Source organism: Chitinophaga sp. (assembly GCF_039596155.1).
Lineage (GTDB): Bacteria > Bacteroidota > Bacteroidia > Chitinophagales > Chitinophagaceae > Chitinophaga.
In genome coordinates, this window is sequence record NZ_JBCNKF010000006.1 from 107,958 (window position 1) to 128,526 (window position 20,569).

Genomic DNA, 20,569 nt, shown 5'->3' on the forward strand with positions numbered 1-20,569 from the left:
AAGTTCAAGAATGAAACCTGGGCCGGTTTTGACCAGCCCATCCTTTTCTTAAATTTTAAACCGTTTATTATGATTAGGAGCTACATCAGGATCGCAATACGCAACCTATGGCGTAATAAGTTATTTTCTGCGATTAATATCGGGGGGGTGGCAGTTGGTATGGCCATTAGTTTTATGCTTATACTTTATGTCCTTTTCCAGTTTAGTTTTGATAAGTTTCATCAGCATACCAATGATATCTACCAGGTAGTAACTGAAGATCAGGGTGCATGGACTACGCCAGTTCCACTGGCGGCTGCTATGGAGCGGAATATACCTGGGATCAGCACTACGTCCAGGGCAAGTTATTTTTTTAAGCATCTTTTACAGGCTGGGGAAAACAGTATTAAGCTGACAGGCGGTTATGTAGATCCTCAGTACCTGGATATCTTTAGTTTCCCTGTTATCAATGGCAGTAAAAAGCCATTACAGGAGAAAGGAGAGATTGTACTGACGGCAGGTACTGCACGTAAATTATTCGGAGGGGTCAATCCTGTTGGACAGATTGTAAAGCTGGACGCACAGGATCCGTTAGTGGTAAGTGCAGTAGTCAACGATCCGCCGGCTAATTCTTCAATACAATTCGATTTTCTGTGTGGCTGGTCATTGTATGAGGCCAGGGAAAGCTGGATCAGGGAAAGCACCTGGGGTAACTTTGGTATTATGACTTATGCGTTGCTGGAGCCGAATGCATCCCTGGCTGATGTGCAGCGCAAATTGAAGAATATATTACAGAATGAAAGCAAGACGACAACAACGACCACCCTTATGCTGCATGCGGCAAAAGACTGGAAGCTATATAATACTATCAAAGACGGAAAGATCATAGGCGGAAATATAGAAACAGTACGACTGTTCCTGATATTAGCCCTGGGTATACTACTCATTGCATGTGTAAACTTCATGAACCTAAGCACAGCGCAGGCGGAGCGAAGGGCACGTGAAGTCGGCGTAAGGAAAGCAATTGGTGCAAACAGAAGGTCATTGATCTGGCAGTTTTTTGGCGAGTCGCTCATATTGGTAATGCTCTCTACTGTATTGGCTTTAGCATTGGTTTGGGTCCTGCTGCCTGCATTTAACACGTTTGCAAAAACTTCGCTGTCATTGTTTAATGCACCATTGATTTTTTGGCTGGGCATGCCTTGTTTGTTATTGGTTACAGGATTACTGGCAGGTAGTTATCCGGCATTGTATCTATCTTCTTTCAAACCTATAAAAGTATTGAAGGGAAGTATTAAGATCAGTGGCAACTTCCTGTCCCGGCAAACGCTGGTGGTATTTCAGTTTGGCCTTGCCGTAGTGCTCATCATTACCACCATTATTATTTATCGCCAGCTTTACTATATTCAGCATAAGCCTATGGGATACGATCCTAAAGGATTGGTAGATGTGGAACTGGAAGGGAAGCTGTACGATGGTTATGAAGCTTTCCGGAATGCTGTGATTGCTGCAGGCGCAGCAGAAGAGGGTACGATAATCAGCAATCAGATTACGAATGCCGGCAGTACAAGCTGGGGACTTAAATGGCCGGGACAAGCGGAGGGAGGAGACCAACAGTCATTTGGTGTGATTGCTACTGCTGAAAATTTTGCAGGCACGTTTAGTATTCCTGTAGTGCAGGGCAGAGATTTCCTGTCCAAAGCAGATTCAATGTCTATCATGCTAAATGAAACCGCGTTGAAAGTGATGCACCTGCAAGACCCATTGGGGCAGGTGATTACTTACAATGGACAGCGACGTATTATTACAGGTATTGTGAGAGATTTTGTATGGGAGACTTCCTATAAACCGGCAATTCCGATGATCTTTACTTACAATCCTGACTGGCGGGGTGCAATGACCTTTAAACTCAACTCATCGCTTCCTGTAAAAGATGCGATGGACAGACTGGAGAAAGTTTATCATGAAATGAATCCTGATTATCCGTTCAACTACTCTTTTGTAGATGATAATTACCAGAAGAAATATGATAATGAAAGATTTCTCAGCAATACCATTAACGTCTTCGCATCACTGGCTATCATTATCAGTTGTCTGGGATTGTTAGGGTTGTCGGTATTTGCTGCGGAACAACGTAAGAAAGAAATAGGCATTCGCAAGGTAATGGGCGCAGGTGTACATCAGGTCATGCTGTTATTGTCGAGGGAGTTTCTGAAACCGGTCCTGATTGCGATTGTGGTGGCATCGCCAATAGCAGCTTATATCATGAACAACTGGTTGCAACACTATACTTACCGTATCAGTATAGAATGGTGGATGTTTGGAGCAGCCGGGCTGCTGGCTGTATTGATAGCAGTAGCTACAGTGAGCGTACAGTCATTCAGGGCTGCCAGCATGAATCCTGTTAAAGCATTGAGAACAGAATAATGGCAGGTATGTGTACGCAATGTGGCGTTGGCCAATCCGGCCAGGACTATTCAAACAGCATAAAAATCGGGGTATGTTCTATAACTATATAAAAATAGGTTGGCGCAACCTGAAGCGCCAGAAAGTATTTTCGCTGATTAATATCACGGGAATGACAGTAGCATTTTGTATCGCCTTCCTATTAGGTATTGCTGCTTATTTTGAATGGTCTTACGATCAGTTTCATACCAATAAGAACAGCGTTTTTCAGGTCTATACCACGGAGAGGATGGCTGACGGAAGTGTGCAAAATAACAGTAGTCAATCTGCACCATTTGGGCCCGTGATTGAAAAGGAATGTGCATCAGTGCAGGCGGTTAGCCGTTTTGCCTGGGATTATGAAGCGGTATCTTATAAAGAAAGGTCATTGGACCTGCATGTTAATTTTGTAGATCCCGGCTTCCTTTCAATGTTCAGTTTCCCCGTGCTGGAAGGAGATAAAAATGCATTGCAGAAATCCAGCCAGCTCCTTATTACCAAACGGGCTGCGGACAAGTTATTCCAGGGTGAATCTCCCATTGGCAAGCTGGTGCAGGTGCACATGAATAATCGTCTGCAGCCTTTTACCATTGCGGGTGTGATGGCAGACGTACCCCGCAACAGTAGTATTGATTTTGAAATACTATGCAGTTTTCAAAATGTACTCGCCGGGCTGGAGGACCCGGATACCTGGGATAACCAGTCTTACCAGGTATTTGCCCAGCTGCGTCCTCATACTACACCGGCTATGCTGGAGCAGCAAATGAATGCAGTCATTCACCGATACAGAACCAATAAGCTGAACAGCATGAAGCAGAATGGTGTAACGCCGGGTGCTGATGGCGAATTATTGTCAATGCATACCCTGCCATTGTCGGATATGCACTTTAGAGAAGAAAGTAATACAGGTGGAGATATTAACCCATTTTATCCCTGGATGTTATTGATCATGGCCTTGCTGATAGTATGTACAGCCAGTATCAATTTTATCAACCTCAGTATGGGGCGGTCCTTTACAAGAGCCGGGGAGATTGGATTACGAAAGGCACTGGGGGCAGTACGTACACAGCTCATTATGCAATTCTGGTGTGAAGCACTTATTGTATGTACTGTTGCTTTTATCGCCAGTCTTGCAATGGGCTTATTGGTATTACCTACTTTTAATCGTTTATTTAGTTATCATCTTGACTTCTCCATTTTATTAAATGTAAAGTTGATTTGCTGGATGATCGTTGCTTTTTTCTTTGTAACAATGCTGGCCGGAGGTTATCCTGCCTGGCTCATTGCCCGTACCAATCTGATTGAAGTACTGAAAGGCAAGATGAGCCTGGGAAAGAGTAGTTTCCTGAGGAATACGCTTATCGTTGTGCAATTTGTAGTAGCCGTGTTGCTTATCAGTTCAACTGTTGTACTGTGGCAACAATTGAATTATCTCCGTACCCGTCCTATGGGTTTCGACACTGAGCAGGTGATCAGCATTCCGGTGACTGGCAATGTAGATGCCACAAAAGTACTAGCCCGTATGCAACAGCAGCTGGAGGGAGACCCACATGTAGTTTCAAGCACCGCATCATTTATGAACCTGGGTACAGGGCTGGCAGGGGGAGAATCTACATGGAAAGTTGGCTTTAGTTTTAAAGGGCGTGAAGCAAAGACAGTATGGGTACCGGTAGATTATGATTATCTGCAAACCCTGGGTTTACGGTTGGTAGCGGGTAGAGATTTTTCGAGATCATTCGGGGCAGATTCCAATACGGTGATTGTGAATGAGAAAATGGCGGCATCGCTGGGCGGGGGGAAGGATATTGTGGGCCAACAGTTTGAATTTGATGGTCAGCAAGTGCAGATTATCGGGATCGTAAAAGACTTTAACTTTAAATCACTGCGGCAGGGAATAGGACCATTGACCCTGAAACTGACTCCTTCATTGCAGGCAGCGGCTATATTTGTGAAAGTAAAACCCACTGACCTGCCTGGGGCCATGGCTGCTGTGGAGCGGTCGTGGAAGGAGGTCGTACCACAGGGAGACTTTAAAGGCTCCTTCCTGAATGACAATGTGAACCGGATGTATGAAGCAGAGGCAAAGCTTGCAACCATTATAGTTTGTAGCGCTATACTGGCTATTCTCATTTCCTGCATGGGCTTGTTCGCAGTAGCTGTATTGGTAATCGGGCAGCGTAACAGGGAGATTGGGATCCGCAAAGTAATGGGCGCCTCAGTGAGCAGCATCGTGGCCCTGCTGTCAGGAGGATTTCTGAAGTTGGTGTTGATCGCTATTCTGATAGCAGTACCCGTTGCCTGGTATATCATGAATACCTGGCTACAGCATTTTGCTTACCGTATCGAGATCCAATGGTGGCTATTTGCGCTGGTAGGAATAGCAGCGCTGATTATAGCATTTTTCACCATCAGTATACAAACGATCAGAACAGCATTCATGAATCCAATAAAATCGATCAAAACAGTTTAAGATAATGATACAGCTAAAGCACATTTCAAAATATTATCCCGTAGGATTTGGCAAAAATGAAATATTGAAAGATATTGACCTCACAATATTTGAAGGAGAGTTTGTATCCATTATGGGCCCTTCCGGTTCAGGAAAATCTACGTTACTGCATATCCTGGGCCTGCTGGAAGAGCCTTCACAGGGAGAATACCTGTTTGAAGGAGAGCCGGTACACAAGATGAATGAAAAGAAGCGTACCCAATTGCACCGGGGATCCATTGGTTTTGTGTTCCAGGCTTACCACCTGATAGACGAACTGACGGTTTATGAAAACATAGAAACACCACTTTTATATAAGAATATACCATCAGCAGAAAGAAAGAGCCGTGTAGCAGATGTACTTGACAGGTTTAATATTGTTGCAAAGAAGGACCTGTTCCCTAACCAGCTTTCCGGCGGACAGCAACAGCTGGTAGGCATAGCCCGCGCCATTGTAGCAGAACCCAGGGTGATACTGGCGGATGAACCAACTGGTAACTTACATTCTGATCAGGCAAAGGAGATTATGGAACTGTTCAGGCAATTGAACCAAAGAGACAAGATCACCATTATACAGGTTACACACTCCGAGTTAAACGCAACCTACGGTCAGCGAATTATACAAATCCGCGACGGGAAAATCGCATAATCAGGAGATAATCAATTTAATAATCCGGTGTTTAAAGTCTCTTTAGAGCAGCAGAATAGCCGTTTTGCCTGCAGCAGACTTTGAACGCCGGTTTTTTGTACCGTCAGGGGATCGTTTTTCAGGCTTTTATAAAGAAAATGTTTATGTTATCATTACAATTATTATATTTTTGGGATGTCATGAAATTATCCAAGTACCCGGGATGTATCCTGGCAATTTTTTTATTGTTTGCTAACACTGTAGCAACTAAAGCACAGGATACCTGGAGCCTTCAGCGTTCCGTAGATTATGCCCTGGCAAATAACATTGATATCAGGCAGCAGGTAGTGCAGAAAAGGTTAGCTGAGCTGACCCTGCATCAAAGCAAAATGGCCCGGATACCAACCCTGAACGGCTCTCTGAATGGCAGCTATGCATCTGGCCGTAACATTGACCCGATAAGCAACTCCTTTGTCACTTCGGCAGTTTCCTCATACAGTGGTGCGGTGTCCGCAGGAGCCAACATCTTTAGCTTTTTTTATCAGCAGAATACAATAGCCGCCAATAAGTATAGTTATCAGGCACAGGATAAGTTGCTGGAGAAGGCAAGGAATGACGTTGCTTTTAATATAGCAACAGCCTTCCTGCAAATACTTCTGAATACGGAACAGGTACATATCAGCGAGGTACAGGTAAAACTGACAATGGATAACCTGGCTAATACCAAGAAGCTGGTAATTGCAGGTTCAGTACCTGAAAGCAACCAGGCGGACCTGGAAGCGCAGTTGGCTACAGATAGTGTCAACCTGGTAAATGCCCAGAACCAGGTAATCCAGTCAACGCTGCAGATGAAGGCATTGCTGAACCTCAGTTTTGATCAGCCATATGTGCCACAGATACCTGACAACATTGCTGAGATTCCTTTACCAAGGCTGGACGAAGTAGATCCTGAAATGGTATATAGTGCCGCCAGATCTAATAACCCGCTGATAAATGCCGATCAGTTGCTGATCAAATCCAACGAAAGAGCATATGCTGCCTATAAAGCGCAGATGTACCCATCGCTCACTGCATCAGGACAGGCTTATACGGGCTATGCCAACAGTGCGAAGAATGCCACGCCGGTTTCAATAAAACGTGTCGATACTGTGCATGTGGGAATGGTTGATGTAGGCAGCCAAACCTATGAGGTAAAGAACCTGTCTTATGAATATAATATGAGAGTGACGACAATACCGTTTGGAGATCAGGTCAGTAACAACTTTAAGCAGTCTTTTGGCATGTCACTCAGTATTCCTATCCTGAATGGCTGGACTTACCGTACGAATGTGCAGAAAGCGAAGCTGAATATTGAAGCACAAAAGCTGACCATGGAAAAAGATAACCAGAAGTTACGTCAGGATATCTATACCGCTCATGCAAACGCTGTATCAGCCTTACAAAAGTATTACGCCGCGTCCCGTGGGGTTGATGCCTCCCAGAAAGCATATGATTTTGCCACTAAGCGATTTGATCTGGGTTTAATGAATACGATTGACTATATTACTACACAAAGCAAATTGTTCAATGCGCAGATCAATAAAGTTTCCGCGCAATACGATTATATATTTAAAATGAAGCTTCTGGAGTTTTACAGGGATCAAAAAATAGCACTGTAGCAAGGCTGGTCCCGCTCCTTTTTGAAATACACCGGCATATGAAGAAAAAAAGAAAGACACTTTACTGGGTCATTGCACTCGTTATCCTGCTGCTCCTCATAACCTGGAGAATTGTTGCCCGAATGAACCCGGAAGGCATTAAGGTTGCAATAGAAGAGGCTGGATATAAAGACATTATAGAGGTAGTGTCTGCGAATGGAAAGATTTATCCGGAAACAGAAGTAAAAGTTAGTTCTGACGTATCCGGTGAAATCGTTGACCTGCCGGTTATAGAAGGAGACTCTGTAAGAAAAGGACAAGTGCTGGTGAAGATCTATGCCGATGTGTATGGTTCAATGAGAGACAAGGCGAATGCAGCCCTGAGCCAGGCGCAGGCACAGCAGGCGAACAGCGCTGCCGCACTGGCCGCTTATAAAGCCAAATTGGATCAGAATAAACTGGCTTATGAGCGTAATAAGGAACTATTCGCTCAGAAAGTAGTATCCCGCAGTGAATTTGAAACAGCAGAAGGTACTTATCGTTCTGCATTGGCAGATTACAATGCTGCTGTTGAATCAGTGAACAGTAATCGTTTTGCCGTGGCGAGTGCCCGTGCCGGCCTTACAGAAGCCAATACTAACCTGAACCGTACTACAATCGTTGCACCCATGAATGGTATCGTATCACTCCTGCCTATGAAGAAAGGTGAGCGTGTGGTAGGTACTGCACAAATGACCGGTACAGAAATTATGCGTATTGCTGATCTGAATACCATGGAAGTGCAGGTTGATGTGGGAGAAAATGATATTCCGCGTGTAAAATATAATGATACTGCTATCATAGAAGTAGATGCCTATAATAACCGTAAGTTCAAAGGTATCGTGACCCAGATCGCCAGTTCCAGTAAAAATGCAGCCAGCAGTACGACTACCACCTCCTCTTCAGCTGATCAGGTGACAAACTATGTTGTACATATTCGCATCCTGCAGGATAGTTACAAAGACCTGATCACCGGCAACAAACCTTATCCGTTCCGCCCGGGCATGAGTGCTTCTGTAGATATTCAGACCCAGCGCAAGAGTAATGTACTGGCTGTTCCTATTAATGCCGTTACTAAAGAAAGAGGGGATAGTTCCAAAGATGACGCGGAAGTGGTCTTCATGCTGCAGCCTAACAAAACTGTGAAACAGGTTAGAGTCACTACCGGTGTACAGGATAATGATTATATAGAGATTGTAACCGGCCTTAAAAAAGGAGACGGTGTTGTATCTGCTCCTTATTCTGCCATTTCGAAAGACCTGGCAAATGATAAGAAGGTGAAAGTAGTTCCAAAGAAAGATCTTTTCGAAAGCACTAATACAAATCAATAGTTACTATTGATAGCCGAATTATAAAAAACGCTTCTGCCACGGGCAGAAGCGTTTTTGTTTTTTATTAACATATACTGGTTAGACGTTTGTACAGGTGTTGTAACACATAATTGACTAAACCTACAACTGTTTCAATGCAATTTTGCCGGGATGAGGATAGTAAAAACAGCGCAGTGGGAATAATATAGTATGGGGCATATTCAACTGGGTGGATATGCCCATTTTCGTTTTACGTGACGGTGTCATCAAAAACTTAACATTGCCCAATGTTAATTTAACATTAATTTTATGTTATCACATTAAGCAAATATTTAAGAGGTTATGTCAAGTACCAAAACACCCAAGGCTGGTAAATCTACCAGCAAAGATGCCCGTCATGATATTGAGAAGAAACTGGATCTACTGCTTGTCGATTTGAAGAAAGATCTGGGAGACACAAAGTTCAAGAGCAGAATTAAGAAGGCTGCAAAGCTGTTGAGTAAAGGTGTAGCGAAAGCAAAAAAGAAAGCGGTAACCGCCAAGAAAAAAACCAAACCTGCAAAAGCTGTTAAAACCAAGAAAGCGGCAGCTGCCACTGCAACAGCAGCAGTAGCTGAGTAAGTAACATACGTTTTGTTACGACGCCCACTTATACAGTACTCACTGGTATATGTGGGCGTTCTAGTATATATTTAGGCCTTTTAGTATGAAAAGGCTTATCATATACATCTTGAGCCTGCTGCCTTTGGTGGCGGCGGGTCAGCAAAGCAGTCAGGTGAATGTATTCCTTGGCTCATCCGGAGACCATGGGCAAATGTCCCCTGCAGCATCCTATCCTTTTAGCATGCTCAGTATAGGTCCGGAAACCTATCCATCTACCCACACGGGGTACGAGTACCTTGCAAAAGAATTCCTGGGTTTTACCCACAATCGTATGGAAGGTGTGGGCTGTCAGGGGTGCGGCGGCAACCTGCTGGTGCGACCTTTTCTGGGAGATGCGCCTGCAAAAGGAGACCTGATCAAGGCTGCAGAAAAAGCGTCACCTGGTAATTATGCGGTTGCCTTTGCAAATGGCATCGGCGCCTCCTTTACCGTTTATAAAAATGCCGGCTTACATCAGTATCAGTTTCCGGCAGGTAAAAAAGGGTTATTCATTGACCTTAGTTTTGCGCACGTTGGGCGCTTTGTAGCAGAACAACATACGATCAGCGGCAATGCTGTGAGTGGATGGATCGAATCCCGTACTACCTGTAGTGCAGGTATTTACCGTATTTACTACTACCTGGAAACGGCGCAACCTGTAACCTGGGATGCTATCGGCGATCACCAGTTAATCGCCCGTGTGGACAACAATACCACGTTGCTCAACGTACGGGTAGCCCTTTCTGCTGTTAGCGAATCCTATGCGAAAGCAGCGGTTAACAGGGACAGTTTCGAAGCTCTGAAAGCAGCCAGTGACAAAGATTGGAATGATATGTTGGGGCACATCAAAGTAAAAGGAGATCCGGCCCGTGAACAACTCTTTTATTCTTTATTCTATCGCGCTATCCAGTCTCCTTATGTAATATCAGAGCCAGATGGCAGCTATGTGGCTACGGATGGGACTTTGCAAAAGACAGGGAGCAGGATATATAATGGCTGGGCAGTCTGGGATAATTATCGTGCACAGTTACCATTGTTGTCTGTTGCATTTCCAGGCGAATACCAGGACATGATCACTTCTATTGCCGGCTTATATGCACATGGTAAAAAAGACATGGCTACCTTGCATGAGCCTAGTATCACTGTGCGTACAGAACATGCGGAAGTTGTTCTGCTGGATGCTTATCGCAAGGGGTATAAAGTAGATTTTGCCGCTATTGCTGATTCACTGGAGAAGGAAGCTGCTAATTTAGATTTTGCACATCCTGACAAGGCACTGGAATCTTCTTATGACCTGTGGGCCATGTCAGGCATTTTCCGTGCATTGAAGAACCAGCAAAAGGCCACTGCTTATCGTGAACAGGCAGCTAATTATAAGCAATACTGGACAAAGGATTTTCAGGACCTGACCCGTCGTGACGTAGACCAGATGCAGGCAAGAGGGCTTTATCAGGGTACTATCTGGCAGTATCGCTGGTTTGTACCTTTTGATATCAAAGGTCTGATTGAACTGTGTGGGGGAGAAGAGAAGTACATTGCGCAGCTGGATGAATTCTTTGGTCATGATTATTACAATCACACCAATCAACCAGACTTACAGGCGCCTTTCCAGTATAACATGACTACACAACCATGGAAATCACAGGCACTGGTACACAAGATTGCGGTGGATACCATGATCCAGCATTACTTCAATGACAACAGCAGGGGGATCGGATCAGAAATAGATGTGATCTATAAAAATCAGCCTGCAGCTTATGCAAGAACAATGGATGATGATGCAGGTACAATGTCTTCGTGGTTTGTACTGGTAGCTGCAGGGATCTTCCCGGCATGTATTGGAGAGCCGGTGTATTACCTGAATGTACCATTGTTTGAATCAGTAGAGTGGGTGTGGAAGGGGGGAAAGAAATTTCATGTGCAGGTGAAGAATTTCGGTGAAAAGAATGTGTATATACAACGGGTGCTGCTAAACGACCAGGTGCTGGATCGGAACTGGATTACGCAGGATGAGATTACCAAAGGAGGGGAGCTCACTATTGTAGCGGGAGATAAACCCAATGAAAAACAGGGTGTAACGAATATTTACCTCACTAAATAATCACAAAAAAACGCTTTTGCCTGTGGCAAAGGCGTTTTTTTATTGAAGTTCCTTTACTTTGCAGGAAATTGGATATAGGGATGAAAGCAGGTATTATTGGTAGCGGTAGCTGGGCTACAGCCATGGCCAAAATCTTAACGGACAATGGCAGACAGATCAACTGGTGGATCAGAAGTGAAGAGACGATCCGTTATATGCAGCAACGCCACCACAACAAGCATTATCTCACATCTGTATACTTTGATACCAGTCTGATACAGTTGAGCAATGACCTGGCGGCCGTAGTAGCAGCCAGCGATGTACTGGTACTGGCGGTGCCTTCTGCCTTCCTGGAAGAAGTGCTTTTACAGTTGCCAACAGATGCCCTGCAGGGGAAAAAGGTGATCAACGCCATCAAAGGACTGGTGCCTGGTGCGAACCAACTCATTAACGAATACCTGGAGGACATCTTTAGTCTTCCTTTGGAGCAATACTTTACGATTACAGGTCCCTGCCATGCGGAAGAAGTGGCCAACGAAAAGCTGTCTTACCTGACTTTTTCGGGCCTGGAAGAAGATGCGGCACAGCAAATGGCAGATCTTTTCAGCAACAGTTACCTGCAAACTATCGTGAACAGGGATGTGATAGGGGTACAACTGGCTGCCGTATTGAAGAATATCTATGCATTGGGTGCTGGTATTGCGCATGGACTGGATTATGGAGACAACTTTCTCAGCGTATATATCACCAACTGCTTCAGGGAAATGCAGCAGTTTCTGGAAACTTATAGTCAGGCGCATACAGAGCCGGTTACAGAACATAACTACAATGCCAGCGCCTACCTGGGTGATCTGCTGGTTACCTGTTATAGTCTCCACAGTCGTAACCGTACTTTTGGCAACATGATAGGGAAGGGGTATAGTGTAAAATCAGCCCAGCTGGAGCTGAACATGATTGCGGAAGGGTATTATGCCAGTAAGTGTCTGAAGGAAATGAATGAGCAGGTAGGGGCGTATATGCCGGTGGCACAGGCAGTATTTTCTATATTATGGCAGCACCAGAATGCTGCAGAAGCATTTCTGGCGCTGGAAAAAGGCTTTATTTAGCAATTGCTATTTTCACTTTTTTATTCTTGATCTTTTGATTTTGAATGAGGTTCAGTACATGACTGGCCTTGCTCTTACGTACAGCTACGAAAGAGTAGAAATCTTTCACCTCAATCAGACCGATATCTTCTTTCTTGAGCTCGCCTCTATTGCTCAGGAAGCCTACAATATCTATTTTATTCACTTTATCTTTCTTGCCGGCACCTATGAAGAAGGTAGTCCATTTGGGCTTTTCCGGTGTTTCGTAATCACCTTCCACATCGATCAGATCAACCTCTTCGGAGATATAATCCGGCAGGTGTTCATCGGGGCCTATGATCAGGATGGCGGTACCACTGGCATCCATTCTGGCAGTACGACCATTTCTATGGGTGAAGATAGCCTCTGTTGCAGGCAGGTGATAGTGAATGATGTAACGGATATTAGGTATATCCAGGCCTCTGGCTGCCAGATCGGTAGTTACGAGGTGATTGGATGAACCATTCCTGAATTTGGCGAGTGCTGCCTCTCTTTCATTTTGCTCCATGGCGCCATGATAGAATACGCTTACCAGTCCTTTATCTTTTAGTAAAGAGTTAGTGCGTTCCACAGCATCGCGGTGGTTACAGAAGATGATGGTAGAGCGGTTGCCTAGTTTGCAAACCAGCTGGAACAGGGTGTCCAGTTTATCCTTTTCCGGGCTTTCTACGTATTGTATAGCGAGGGCAGGAGCAGGTTCACCACTGAGGAAATCCAGGGTTACCGGGTTTTCCAGTTTAACAAATGCTGGTATTTCGACAGTGTCGGTAGCCGAGGTGAGCAGACGTTTCTTCAATCCGGGGAGGGAATGGAGAATAAATTCCAGTTCTTCTACAAATCCCAGTTCCAGGGATTTGTCAAACTCATCCAGCACCAGCATTTTGATGGTGTCGGTTTTGATATTTTCCCTGCGAATGTGGTCTCCGAGTCTGCCGGGAGTACCCACGATAAGTGCAGGAGCTTCGAGTAGGTTGTTTTCTTCCGTTTCTCTCTTGTGTCCGCCATAGCAACAGGTGATTTTAACTCCTGTACGCATATTTTTCCATACAGTTTCGATCTGCAGGGCCAGTTCTCTGGAAGGCACAACGATGAGGGCCTGGGTACCGGGAGCTGATTGGTCCAGTGACTCCAGTACAGGTATTAAGAAGCCCAGCGTCTTACCAGAGCCGGTGTCTGAGAGCAGGATGACATTGTCTGCTTCCTGATTTGCCTTGATAGATGCTTCCTGCATCTCATTCAGCGCATCAATCTGGAGCGCAGAGAGGATATTTTCGTATACGTTTTGCATTGCCCGGCAAAAGTACGGTAAGTTATTTAAACGCTATTGAGCGGAGGGCTCCGGACCAAAATAGTTCCTGATCATCCATTCAATATGTTCCGAGAGACCGGCTTCGGTGATGGTGGGTCCGGCCAGTTGTAGCAGTGCATTATCCTTTCCGAATGTGTATTCAAGTACTTCCCCCTTCATTATTACCAGGTACTTTTTTTCTTTCGCTTTTTTACGCAGGCTGATTTTCCTGCTGACTCCGTTGACTGTAATACTACAAGCAAGCGTACGCATGTGATGATGGAGTTTAATAAATGAATAAAGAATGATGGTTTCCACAGGAGACTGGTGGCGTAAGCCTGGCTAAATTGATAGCCAGGCATCGCTCAGGAACCTGTTAATAAAATGTACTTAAAAATGATGATAAGTCTGCTCTTCGGCAGGATTGTCTGATTAGCTTTTCGTCGTCTGACTCAAATGTAGCGTCTTGACAGGAGAAAATTGTGAACGCCATGTTAATGAAGTAAAATAGTCGATCGCATAAAAAAGATTGTCCCGGGTTACTACCCGGGACAATAAACTAAAACAACAGCTATGAATGAAAAAATGTTATGCTTCAGGAATAGAGTTTCAATTACCATACCATGCGATCTTTCTAATGATTCCACACATCTGCCCCGAAAGTTGTGGTCCCGGGGAAGCAGGAAATGTGGAATTAATTCTACACTTTTGCATATAAAATCTTGTAGAAGCTGCCACAGGCATAATGGATTGATATTTGAAACTAATAGACGGAGAGAAAAGAAGTGAAATACGAAGTATTGCCACACGCTGAAATGTGAGAACGAAAGAAGAATCCTTCTATTTTTTTGATAATCAATTTATTAATGGAACAAGTGTAAGCATGGCACAGCATATTAAACCGGATGTGGGACCCCCATCCGACTCATTATATACGCACGAGGGGATGAACAAATCATTTATTCTGATTATTGACGATGAACCGGACATCTGCAAACTATTACAGTTAAGTCTTGTTAAACATGGGTATAATGTAAAATATGTGCATTCACTCACGGAGGGAACGCAATATTTGCAGCAGCAACAACCGGACTTACTATTCCTGGACATTCATCTGCCAGACGGATCTGGCCTGGAAGCCTTGCCGGCTATTAAGAAAAAATGCCCGGCACTGCCAGTCGTTACCATCAGTGCATATGACAATGGAATGGAAAAACAGAAAGCATTGAAGGCTGGCGCCAGTTATTTCCTTGCGAAACCATTCAATGTAAAAAGCCTGGATGAGTTGATGCATAACATGTTAAGCAGATAGTGCGTTGCAATGAAAGGTATTAATTAGTAAATTTAAAAAAGCTGTTGTTCTAACACCACATATAACTTTTATGAGAAATATTCTGATTATAGACGATGAGATCAATATTTGTACACTGCTTAGCAAGTTTCTGGGTAAGCACGGTTTCAAAGTAGATACTACTATGAGCGGTGCTACTGCGCTGAAAATGATGAAGGAGAAAACATTTGATCTGGTGCTGTGTGATTATCGTTTAAAGGATACAGATGGTGCTCAGTTATTACAGGACATATTGCAAATCAATCCCCGTACAATCGTGATCATTATCACTGGTTATACCGATGTAAGAGTTGCAGTTGATATGGTGAAAAATGGCGCTTATGATTATTTATCTAAGCCCCTGTATCCGGACGAAATCCTCAACCTTGTACATAAAGCTTTTGCGCACATGGATGCTGAGCGTGAAAGAGAATCTTCCATGCCTGCCAGAACTTACAATACTGGTAGTGTTGGTGAGCGACCTGCCGTTGCAGCTGCATCTTCTGATGAAGCAAATGGTGAGATGCTGGATAAGAGCAATAAGTATGTATATGGTGAAAGTGGCGGTGCCCGTGAACTGATTCGTCAGATCAAGCTGGTAGCACCTACCGATTATAGTACCATTATATTTGGTGAGACAGGTACAGGTAAAGAATCTGTTGCCCACCTTATTCACCATCATAGTAAACGTCACTCTCAACCATTCGTAGCGCTGGATTGCGGAAGTCTCTCTAAAGAGCTGGCGGCAAGTGAGCTGTTTGGTCATGAGAAAGGTGCTTTCACCGGTGCTATCAATACAAAGATCGGTGCCTTCGAACAGGCCCATGGTGGTACACTTTTCCTCGATGAAGTAGCTAACCTCTCTTACGATATACAGGTAGCCCTGCTGCGTGTAATCCAGGAAAAGGTAATCCGTCGTGTAGGTAACCTGAAGGAAATTCCGATTGATGTACGCATCATTGTAGCGAGCAACGAGAAGCTGTCTGAATCTGTACAGAAAGGGCGTTTCCGTGAAGACCTTTTCCATCGCTTCAATGAGTTTACCATCTACATTCCACCATTGCGTGAAAGAGTAGAAGATCTGCCTTTATTCGTTGATGCTTTTATGCGTCAGGTAGAAAGAGAATTGCAAAAGAATTGTGGTAAGATCACGCATGAAGTATGGGAATGTTTCAACCGTTACAACTGGCCGGGTAATATCCGCGAACTGAAAAACGTGATTCGCCGTGCCTGCCTGTTGACACCGGAACATGAAGACATTACGCTGTCTACATTGCCACTGGAAATGAAAGAATCATTCTCCCAACAACCATCTTATGAAGAAGATCATCAGGTGAACATGTCAGGTGAACTGATCTCGATTACCAACGAAAATGATCTGAAAACAGTCGCTCTGCAGGCTGAATACAATAAGATCATTAACGTACTCAAAGAGGTAAAGTACAATAAAACCAAAGCCGCACAGCTGTTGAACATCGACAGGAAAACCCTGTACAACAAGCTACGGTTACTGAATATAAATTATTGATCAATATAGTGTTTGTTTATAGTTTATTGTGGGGCGCTTTATAGCGCCCCTTTTTGTTTTTAACAGGTATATTATTTGCCTTTTTATTTGTTATAAAAATGAAGTCATGAAAGCGCAACAAGGAAATGGAAACTTTTTTGAGAAATTTTCAAGCAGAGTGAGTCATATCACAGGTTCGCCAGGTGCCTTCTTTCTGGCGCTGCTGGCAATTGTAGTATGGGGAATAACAGGACCACTGTTTCATTATTCCGATACATGGCAACTAGTCATCAATACGGGTACTACGATCATCACTTTTCTCATGGTGTTCGTGATACAGAAGTCCCAGAATAAAGATTCGAAGTCACTTCAGTTAAAGCTAAATGAATTAATTGCGGCGAACAGACAGGCCAGTAACCGGCTTATTGTAGTCGAAGATTTATCGGAGGAAGAACTGGATACATTGCATAAATACTATTGCAAACTGGCAGAGGAAACTAAGAAGAGAATGTCCATGAAGGAATCGCACTCAGTAGAAGAAGCGATAGAAAATGCAGATGAGAAGATCGAAGCAGAGGAGAAAAATTAAGGCCGGATAACTATGAAGTCTCCGGCCTTTTTTATCTGATTAGTTAGCGGGCAAAACGACCGTAAACACACTTCCCTGGTCAATCTCACTTTCCACGTGTACGGTTCCTTTATGGTTCATTATAATATTCTGTGTACTTGTTAATCCAAGACCGGTGCCTTTCGGTTTATTTGTAAAGAAAGGGTCAAATAGCCTCATTTTTGTTTCTTCCGGTATTCCAGGGCCATTATCGCTGATCGTGATCACGGCTTTATCTTTCACACGTTCTGTGTTGATGGTAAGCACACCCTGGCCCGGTGTCATGGCTTCAATTGCGTTGATGATGATATTGAGTAGTGCAATGATCACCTTTTCTTCATCGGCAGGTACCATAATGTCCGGGTAACTGTAATCCTTGACTACTTTTATTTCATTCAGCTGTAACCTGTCTTTAGCCAGCAGCAGTGCTTTTTCGGTCAGTTCATTGGCACCATGTGCGTGGATGTTCAGTTCAATCATGCGTGTAGAACTGAGTAACTCTGTAATGAGCTGATTGATACGGGTACAGTTGCGCTCTATGATATCTACATATACCTGGCTTTCTTCCACACTTACCGGTTCGCCTTTGAACTGGCTGACAGCCAGCAGGATGTTAGTGAGCGGGTTTCTTACTTCGTGGGCTATGACACGGGCAATACGGCCGGTAACAATAAACTTCTGCTGTTGTTGTTTTTCCAGTTCTTCCCTTTTACGCTCTGTAATATCCTGTGCGATGCAGAGGAAGATCTGTTCAGCTTCGTCCAGCATAACGGCGCTGACCATTACATCCAGCTTTTTGCCTTCTTTGGTCACGAAGTTATATTCCGTTTGAAGGCTGCTATCTTCTCCGCAAATGTGATCGAAGAAGTGGCGGCTTTGTTCTTCCTGCAGGAACAGTTTTTTCAGGTTCAGTTGCAGGAATTCTTCCTTACTGTACAGCAGGGTTCTGATAGCTGCCGGATTGGCGTCAATGACATTTTTGTCACAGTCTGCCAGTATGATCAGGTCGTGTGCTTTTTCAAACACACTGAAATATTTCTTTTCTTTTTCTTCGATGGTACGCAGATGGCGGGCTTCATCCAGGGCGTAGCGGATGGAGCGTTCCAGCAGGTCTGCACTGATTTCCCCTTTCACCAGGTAATCGGAAGCTCCTGCCTGCATCGCTTCCTTATCGATGCTGTAATCGCCTTTACCAGTGAGCATTATCACCGGCGCCTTGTATTGCAGCTGCTGGAAATGGTGAAGGATGTCGATACCTGTATAAGGGCCCAGGCGATAATCTACGAGGTAGATATCGTGTTTTTTCCGGTCTATTTCCTCTACAGCTTTGGAGTAGGTAGGCGCCCAGTCAAGGTCATACTGTCCCGGAGAGATGTCCTGTAATAGCTGGCTTACCAGATAAAAGTCATCTTCATCATCGTCGATCATCAGTATGTGAACAGGTTGATCAGTCATTCTTTAAACGTTTGGCAGTTCTGCAATTTCGAACCAATATTTACTTAGTATACTGGTAAATTCTACGAGTCCTGAGTAGGTAACCGGCTTAATAATATAGCTGTTTACACCGAGTTCGTAGCTTGTAGCAATATCCTTTTCTTCCTGAGAGGTAGTGAGAATGATAACAGGGATACTTTTAAATAAAGATTCAGCCTTTATCTCCTTTAATGCCTCACGACCGTCTTTTTTAGGCATATTGAGGTCCAGCAATATAATGTGTGGAAGTGGGTGTAGCGTTTCATCCGCATACTGCCCACTCCGCTTGAGATAAAGCAACAGTTCTTCTCCGTTTTCAACGAAGTTAATCTGATACTGCGTGCTGTTTTCGTCAAAAGCGGCCTTAATCAATTCCCGGTCGTCTGCATCATCATCTGCAATAAGGATGCTAATTTTTCCGGCAGGTTTAATACTGCTCATCCTGATGGGTTTGTGTAAGTGGTAATATGACTATAAAACTGGCACCTTTGCCGGGTTCTCCATGTGCTTTGATATAACCATGGTGGCTGTCTGTGATTTTTTTACAGATAGCCAGGCCTATACCAGTCCCTGAGTATTCACTCATGCCATGTAGCCGTTGAAAAAGTAAAAAGATGCGCTCGGCATAGGCCGGTTCAAATCCTATACCATTATCGTCGAAAGAGAGGCGGCAGAAGGTATCTTCCAGTTGATTTTCTTTAACGGGGATGTCCAGGGCGGCACCTTTCAACTGCTGGCAGCGGATCCTGATGTCCAGATCGCGTTCAGGGCTGGCAAACTTAATAGCATTGGTCAGAATATTCTGAAAGAGTTGTTGCAGGGCGGTCGCATTCCCTTCTATTACAGGCAGATTTTCTGCATGGATCATTCCTTTCTTTTCCTGAAGGCCTTCCTCCAGGTCACTGCTTACCTGCTGAAGCAGGGTATTCAGATCTACTTTTACAATGTTCTCAGGGGCAATACGGCCCGCTCTTGAAAAGAGGAGCAGGTCATTGATCAGGACCCGCATGCGGGTCACTGCACCTCCCATCCGTTCCAGTAGTTCATTGGCTTCAGATGGTAGCAGGGCGCCATATTTTATTTGTAAGCGGTCGCTGAAGGTAGAGATCTTGCGAAGTGGTTCCTGCAGATCATGACTGGCTACATAAGCGAATTGTTCCAGTTCTTCATTGGATTTATTCAGCAGACTGATGTTTTGTTGCAGGTCGCGCTGGTAGGATTTTAACCGGGATTCGATGTGTAATTGCAGGCGATATTCCCGTGTGAGTGTTACGTAAGAGTAGATGCCTATGAAGATGGCGATGAGTGAAGAAATAAAGATGATAGGAGCCCATATCCAGGAGTAAAACCGCTGCATTTCTGATTGGTCCTGCAGGTGACCTTCTTCTATCTTCATCATATCCTGTACTTTCCGGTCTATCTTATCCATCGATTTTTCACCTTGTTGTACAGAAGACGTGTCTTTGCTGAAAGAGCGCCATTTGGTCTCTCCAGCAGCCAGCTGTTTATATTTGTTATCCAGCAACTGTTTTAATGTATCAAGATGCAGCTGTTGTTGCGCACTTGCTTTAGTCACCTGTCGCAGATGAAGATATTCTTCTTCAATCCGGATGCTCCTTTCCTGCATACTCGGACGCAGGAAAGCAGTATCCCTGGTGATGCTGAAGCCACGAATGGCTGCTTCCGCATCTTTTACCTGCTTGGTGATTACTTCCAGCCTTTTGGATACTTCAATCGTATGGTTCATCCATCTAGCATTATCAAGCAGGTTCTTAGTAACGACATAAGAGCAAACAGATGCAATGATCATTACAGTTGCAGCTATAAAAAATCCTGCGCGTAGCTTTTTCTGAACCGGGATATGCATAGTAGTTTATTCGAGAGCATTCGAATGTACTAAAAGTTTCCGGGTTACGAAGCGGAAACAAATTCTACAATGTGAAAGTACTTGTCAACAGCATGTGCAGCCGTGGTCGCTGTGCAAAATAATAT

16 protein-coding genes are annotated in these 20,569 nt (G+C 44.3%); 11 read left to right on the forward strand and 5 right to left on the reverse strand.

Annotation, left to right across the window (positions count from 1 at the left end; genetic code table 11):
• Positions 1-69 precede the first annotated feature (69 nt).
• The 8 genes from ABDW33_RS07845 (at position 70) to ABDW33_RS07880 (ending at position 12,354) form a co-directional block, all read left to right on the forward strand.
• Positions 70-2,406 (forward strand): FtsX-like permease family protein, encoded by a 2,337-nt coding sequence (locus ABDW33_RS07845; protein ID WP_343689508.1) that lies wholly within the window; start codon positions 70-72, stop codon positions 2,404-2,406.
• 73 nt (positions 2,407-2,479) lie between these two features.
• On the forward strand, positions 2,480-4,894 hold the full coding sequence (locus tag ABDW33_RS07850; RefSeq protein WP_343689509.1) for an ABC transporter permease: 2,415 nt from the start codon (positions 2,480-2,482) through the stop codon (positions 4,892-4,894).
• Positions 4,895-4,898: 4 nt separating this feature from the next.
• Positions 4,899-5,561, forward strand: a complete 663-nt coding sequence (locus tag ABDW33_RS07855) for an ABC transporter ATP-binding protein (protein WP_116853235.1) — start codon at positions 4,899-4,901, stop codon at positions 5,559-5,561.
• 179 nt (positions 5,562-5,740) lie between these two features.
• Positions 5,741-7,198 carry a TolC family protein gene (locus tag ABDW33_RS07860; RefSeq protein WP_343689510.1) on the forward strand — a complete coding sequence of 486 codons (1,458 nt, stop codon included), beginning with the start codon at positions 5,741-5,743 and terminating at the stop codon, positions 7,196-7,198.
• Positions 7,199-7,236: 38 nt separating this feature from the next.
• Positions 7,237-8,547, forward strand: coding sequence for an efflux RND transporter periplasmic adaptor subunit (locus ABDW33_RS07865; protein WP_343689511.1), 1,311 nt, complete (start codon positions 7,237-7,239; stop codon positions 8,545-8,547).
• Positions 8,548-8,868: 321 nt separating this feature from the next.
• A complete protein-coding gene (locus ABDW33_RS07870) occupies positions 8,869-9,147 on the forward strand; it encodes a hypothetical protein (RefSeq protein WP_343689512.1) in 279 nt (92 codons plus the stop codon).
• Positions 9,148-9,232: 85 nt separating this feature from the next.
• Complete coding sequence (locus ABDW33_RS07875; protein ID WP_343689513.1) at positions 9,233-11,269, forward strand: glycoside hydrolase domain-containing protein; 2,037 nt, start codon at positions 9,233-9,235, stop codon at positions 11,267-11,269.
• An 80-nt stretch (positions 11,270-11,349) separates the two neighbouring features.
• Positions 11,350-12,354, forward strand: a complete 1,005-nt coding sequence (locus ABDW33_RS07880) for an NAD(P)H-dependent glycerol-3-phosphate dehydrogenase (RefSeq protein ID WP_343689514.1) — start codon at positions 11,350-11,352, stop codon at positions 12,352-12,354.
• Here the strand turns inward: ABDW33_RS07880 and ABDW33_RS07885 are convergent.
• Both ABDW33_RS07885 and ABDW33_RS07890 read right to left on the reverse strand, forming a co-directional pair.
• Positions 12,347-13,660, reverse strand: a complete 1,314-nt coding sequence (locus ABDW33_RS07885; RefSeq protein WP_343689515.1) for a DEAD/DEAH box helicase — start codon at positions 13,658-13,660, stop codon at positions 12,347-12,349. The two genes, ABDW33_RS07880 and ABDW33_RS07885, sit on opposite strands and share 8 nt — an antisense overlap.
• 33 nt (positions 13,661-13,693) lie before the next feature.
• Positions 13,694-13,933 carry a hypothetical protein gene (locus ABDW33_RS07890; protein WP_343689516.1) on the reverse strand — a complete coding sequence of 80 codons (240 nt, stop codon included), beginning with the start codon at positions 13,931-13,933 and terminating at the stop codon, positions 13,694-13,696.
• A 610-nt stretch (positions 13,934-14,543) separates the two neighbouring features.
• Here ABDW33_RS07890 and ABDW33_RS07895 point away from each other — a divergent pair.
• From ABDW33_RS07895 to ABDW33_RS07905, 3 genes are all read left to right on the forward strand, one after another.
• Positions 14,544-14,972, forward strand: a complete 429-nt coding sequence (locus ABDW33_RS07895) for a response regulator (protein ID WP_343689517.1) — start codon at positions 14,544-14,546, stop codon at positions 14,970-14,972.
• Positions 14,973-15,042: 70 nt separating this feature from the next.
• Entirely contained in the window at positions 15,043-16,518 is a 1,476-nt protein-coding gene (locus tag ABDW33_RS07900; RefSeq protein ID WP_343689518.1) for a sigma-54 dependent transcriptional regulator, read from the forward strand.
• A 106-nt stretch (positions 16,519-16,624) separates the two neighbouring features.
• Complete coding sequence (locus ABDW33_RS07905) at positions 16,625-17,086, forward strand: low affinity iron permease family protein (RefSeq protein WP_343689519.1); 462 nt, start codon at positions 16,625-16,627, stop codon at positions 17,084-17,086.
• 39 nt (positions 17,087-17,125) lie between these two features.
• Here the strand turns inward: ABDW33_RS07905 and ABDW33_RS07910 are convergent, their stop codons facing one another.
• The 3 genes from ABDW33_RS07910 to ABDW33_RS07920 are packed head-to-tail and all read right to left on the reverse strand — an operon-like array spanning position 17,126 to position 20,324.
• Complete coding sequence (locus ABDW33_RS07910) at positions 17,126-18,559, reverse strand: ATP-binding protein (protein ID WP_343689520.1); 1,434 nt, start codon at positions 18,557-18,559, stop codon at positions 17,126-17,128.
• A 3-nt stretch (positions 18,560-18,562) separates the two neighbouring features.
• The gene (locus ABDW33_RS07915) at positions 18,563-19,018 is read right to left on the reverse strand and encodes a response regulator (RefSeq protein ID WP_343689521.1); all 456 of its coding nucleotides are present in this window, start codon (positions 19,016-19,018) and stop codon (positions 18,563-18,565) included.
• Entirely contained in the window at positions 19,005-20,324 is a 1,320-nt protein-coding gene (locus tag ABDW33_RS07920; protein WP_343689522.1) for an ATP-binding protein, read from the reverse strand. The genes ABDW33_RS07915 and ABDW33_RS07920 overlap by 14 nt, the downstream gene beginning before the upstream one ends.
• Positions 20,325-20,569 lie beyond the last annotated feature (245 nt).

Coding starts and splice junctions, on each gene's coding strand:
- ABDW33_RS07855 (WP_116853235.1), top strand. CDS start 4,899: ATGATACAGCTAAAGCACATTTCAAAATATTATCCCGTAGGATTTGGC.
- ABDW33_RS07875 (WP_343689513.1), top strand. CDS start 9,233: ATGAAAAGGCTTATCATATACATCTTGAGCCTGCTGCCTTTGGTGGCG.
- ABDW33_RS07860 (WP_343689510.1), top strand. CDS start 5,741: ATGAAATTATCCAAGTACCCGGGATGTATCCTGGCAATTTTTTTATTG.
- ABDW33_RS07900 (WP_343689518.1), top strand. CDS start 15,043: ATGAGAAATATTCTGATTATAGACGATGAGATCAATATTTGTACACTG.
- ABDW33_RS07885 (WP_343689515.1), bottom strand. CDS start 13,660: ATGCAAAACGTATACGAAAATATCCTCTCTGCGCTCCAGATTGATGCG.
- ABDW33_RS07845 (WP_343689508.1), top strand. CDS start 70: ATGATTAGGAGCTACATCAGGATCGCAATACGCAACCTATGGCGTAAT.
- ABDW33_RS07850 (WP_343689509.1), top strand. CDS start 2,480: ATGTTCTATAACTATATAAAAATAGGTTGGCGCAACCTGAAGCGCCAG.
- ABDW33_RS07905 (WP_343689519.1), top strand. CDS start 16,625: ATGAAAGCGCAACAAGGAAATGGAAACTTTTTTGAGAAATTTTCAAGC.
- ABDW33_RS07880 (WP_343689514.1), top strand. CDS start 11,350: ATGAAAGCAGGTATTATTGGTAGCGGTAGCTGGGCTACAGCCATGGCC.
- ABDW33_RS07910 (WP_343689520.1), bottom strand. CDS start 18,559: ATGACTGATCAACCTGTTCACATACTGATGATCGACGATGATGAAGAT.
- ABDW33_RS07915 (WP_343689521.1), bottom strand. CDS start 19,018: ATGAGCAGTATTAAACCTGCCGGAAAAATTAGCATCCTTATTGCAGAT.
- ABDW33_RS07920 (WP_343689522.1), bottom strand. CDS start 20,324: ATGAACCATACGATTGAAGTATCCAAAAGGCTGGAAGTAATCACCAAG.
- ABDW33_RS07870 (WP_343689512.1), top strand. CDS start 8,869: ATGTCAAGTACCAAAACACCCAAGGCTGGTAAATCTACCAGCAAAGAT.
- ABDW33_RS07865 (WP_343689511.1), top strand. CDS start 7,237: ATGAAGAAAAAAAGAAAGACACTTTACTGGGTCATTGCACTCGTTATC.
- ABDW33_RS07895 (WP_343689517.1), top strand. CDS start 14,544: ATGGCACAGCATATTAAACCGGATGTGGGACCCCCATCCGACTCATTA.
- ABDW33_RS07890 (WP_343689516.1), bottom strand. CDS start 13,933: ATGCGTACGCTTGCTTGTAGTATTACAGTCAACGGAGTCAGCAGGAAA.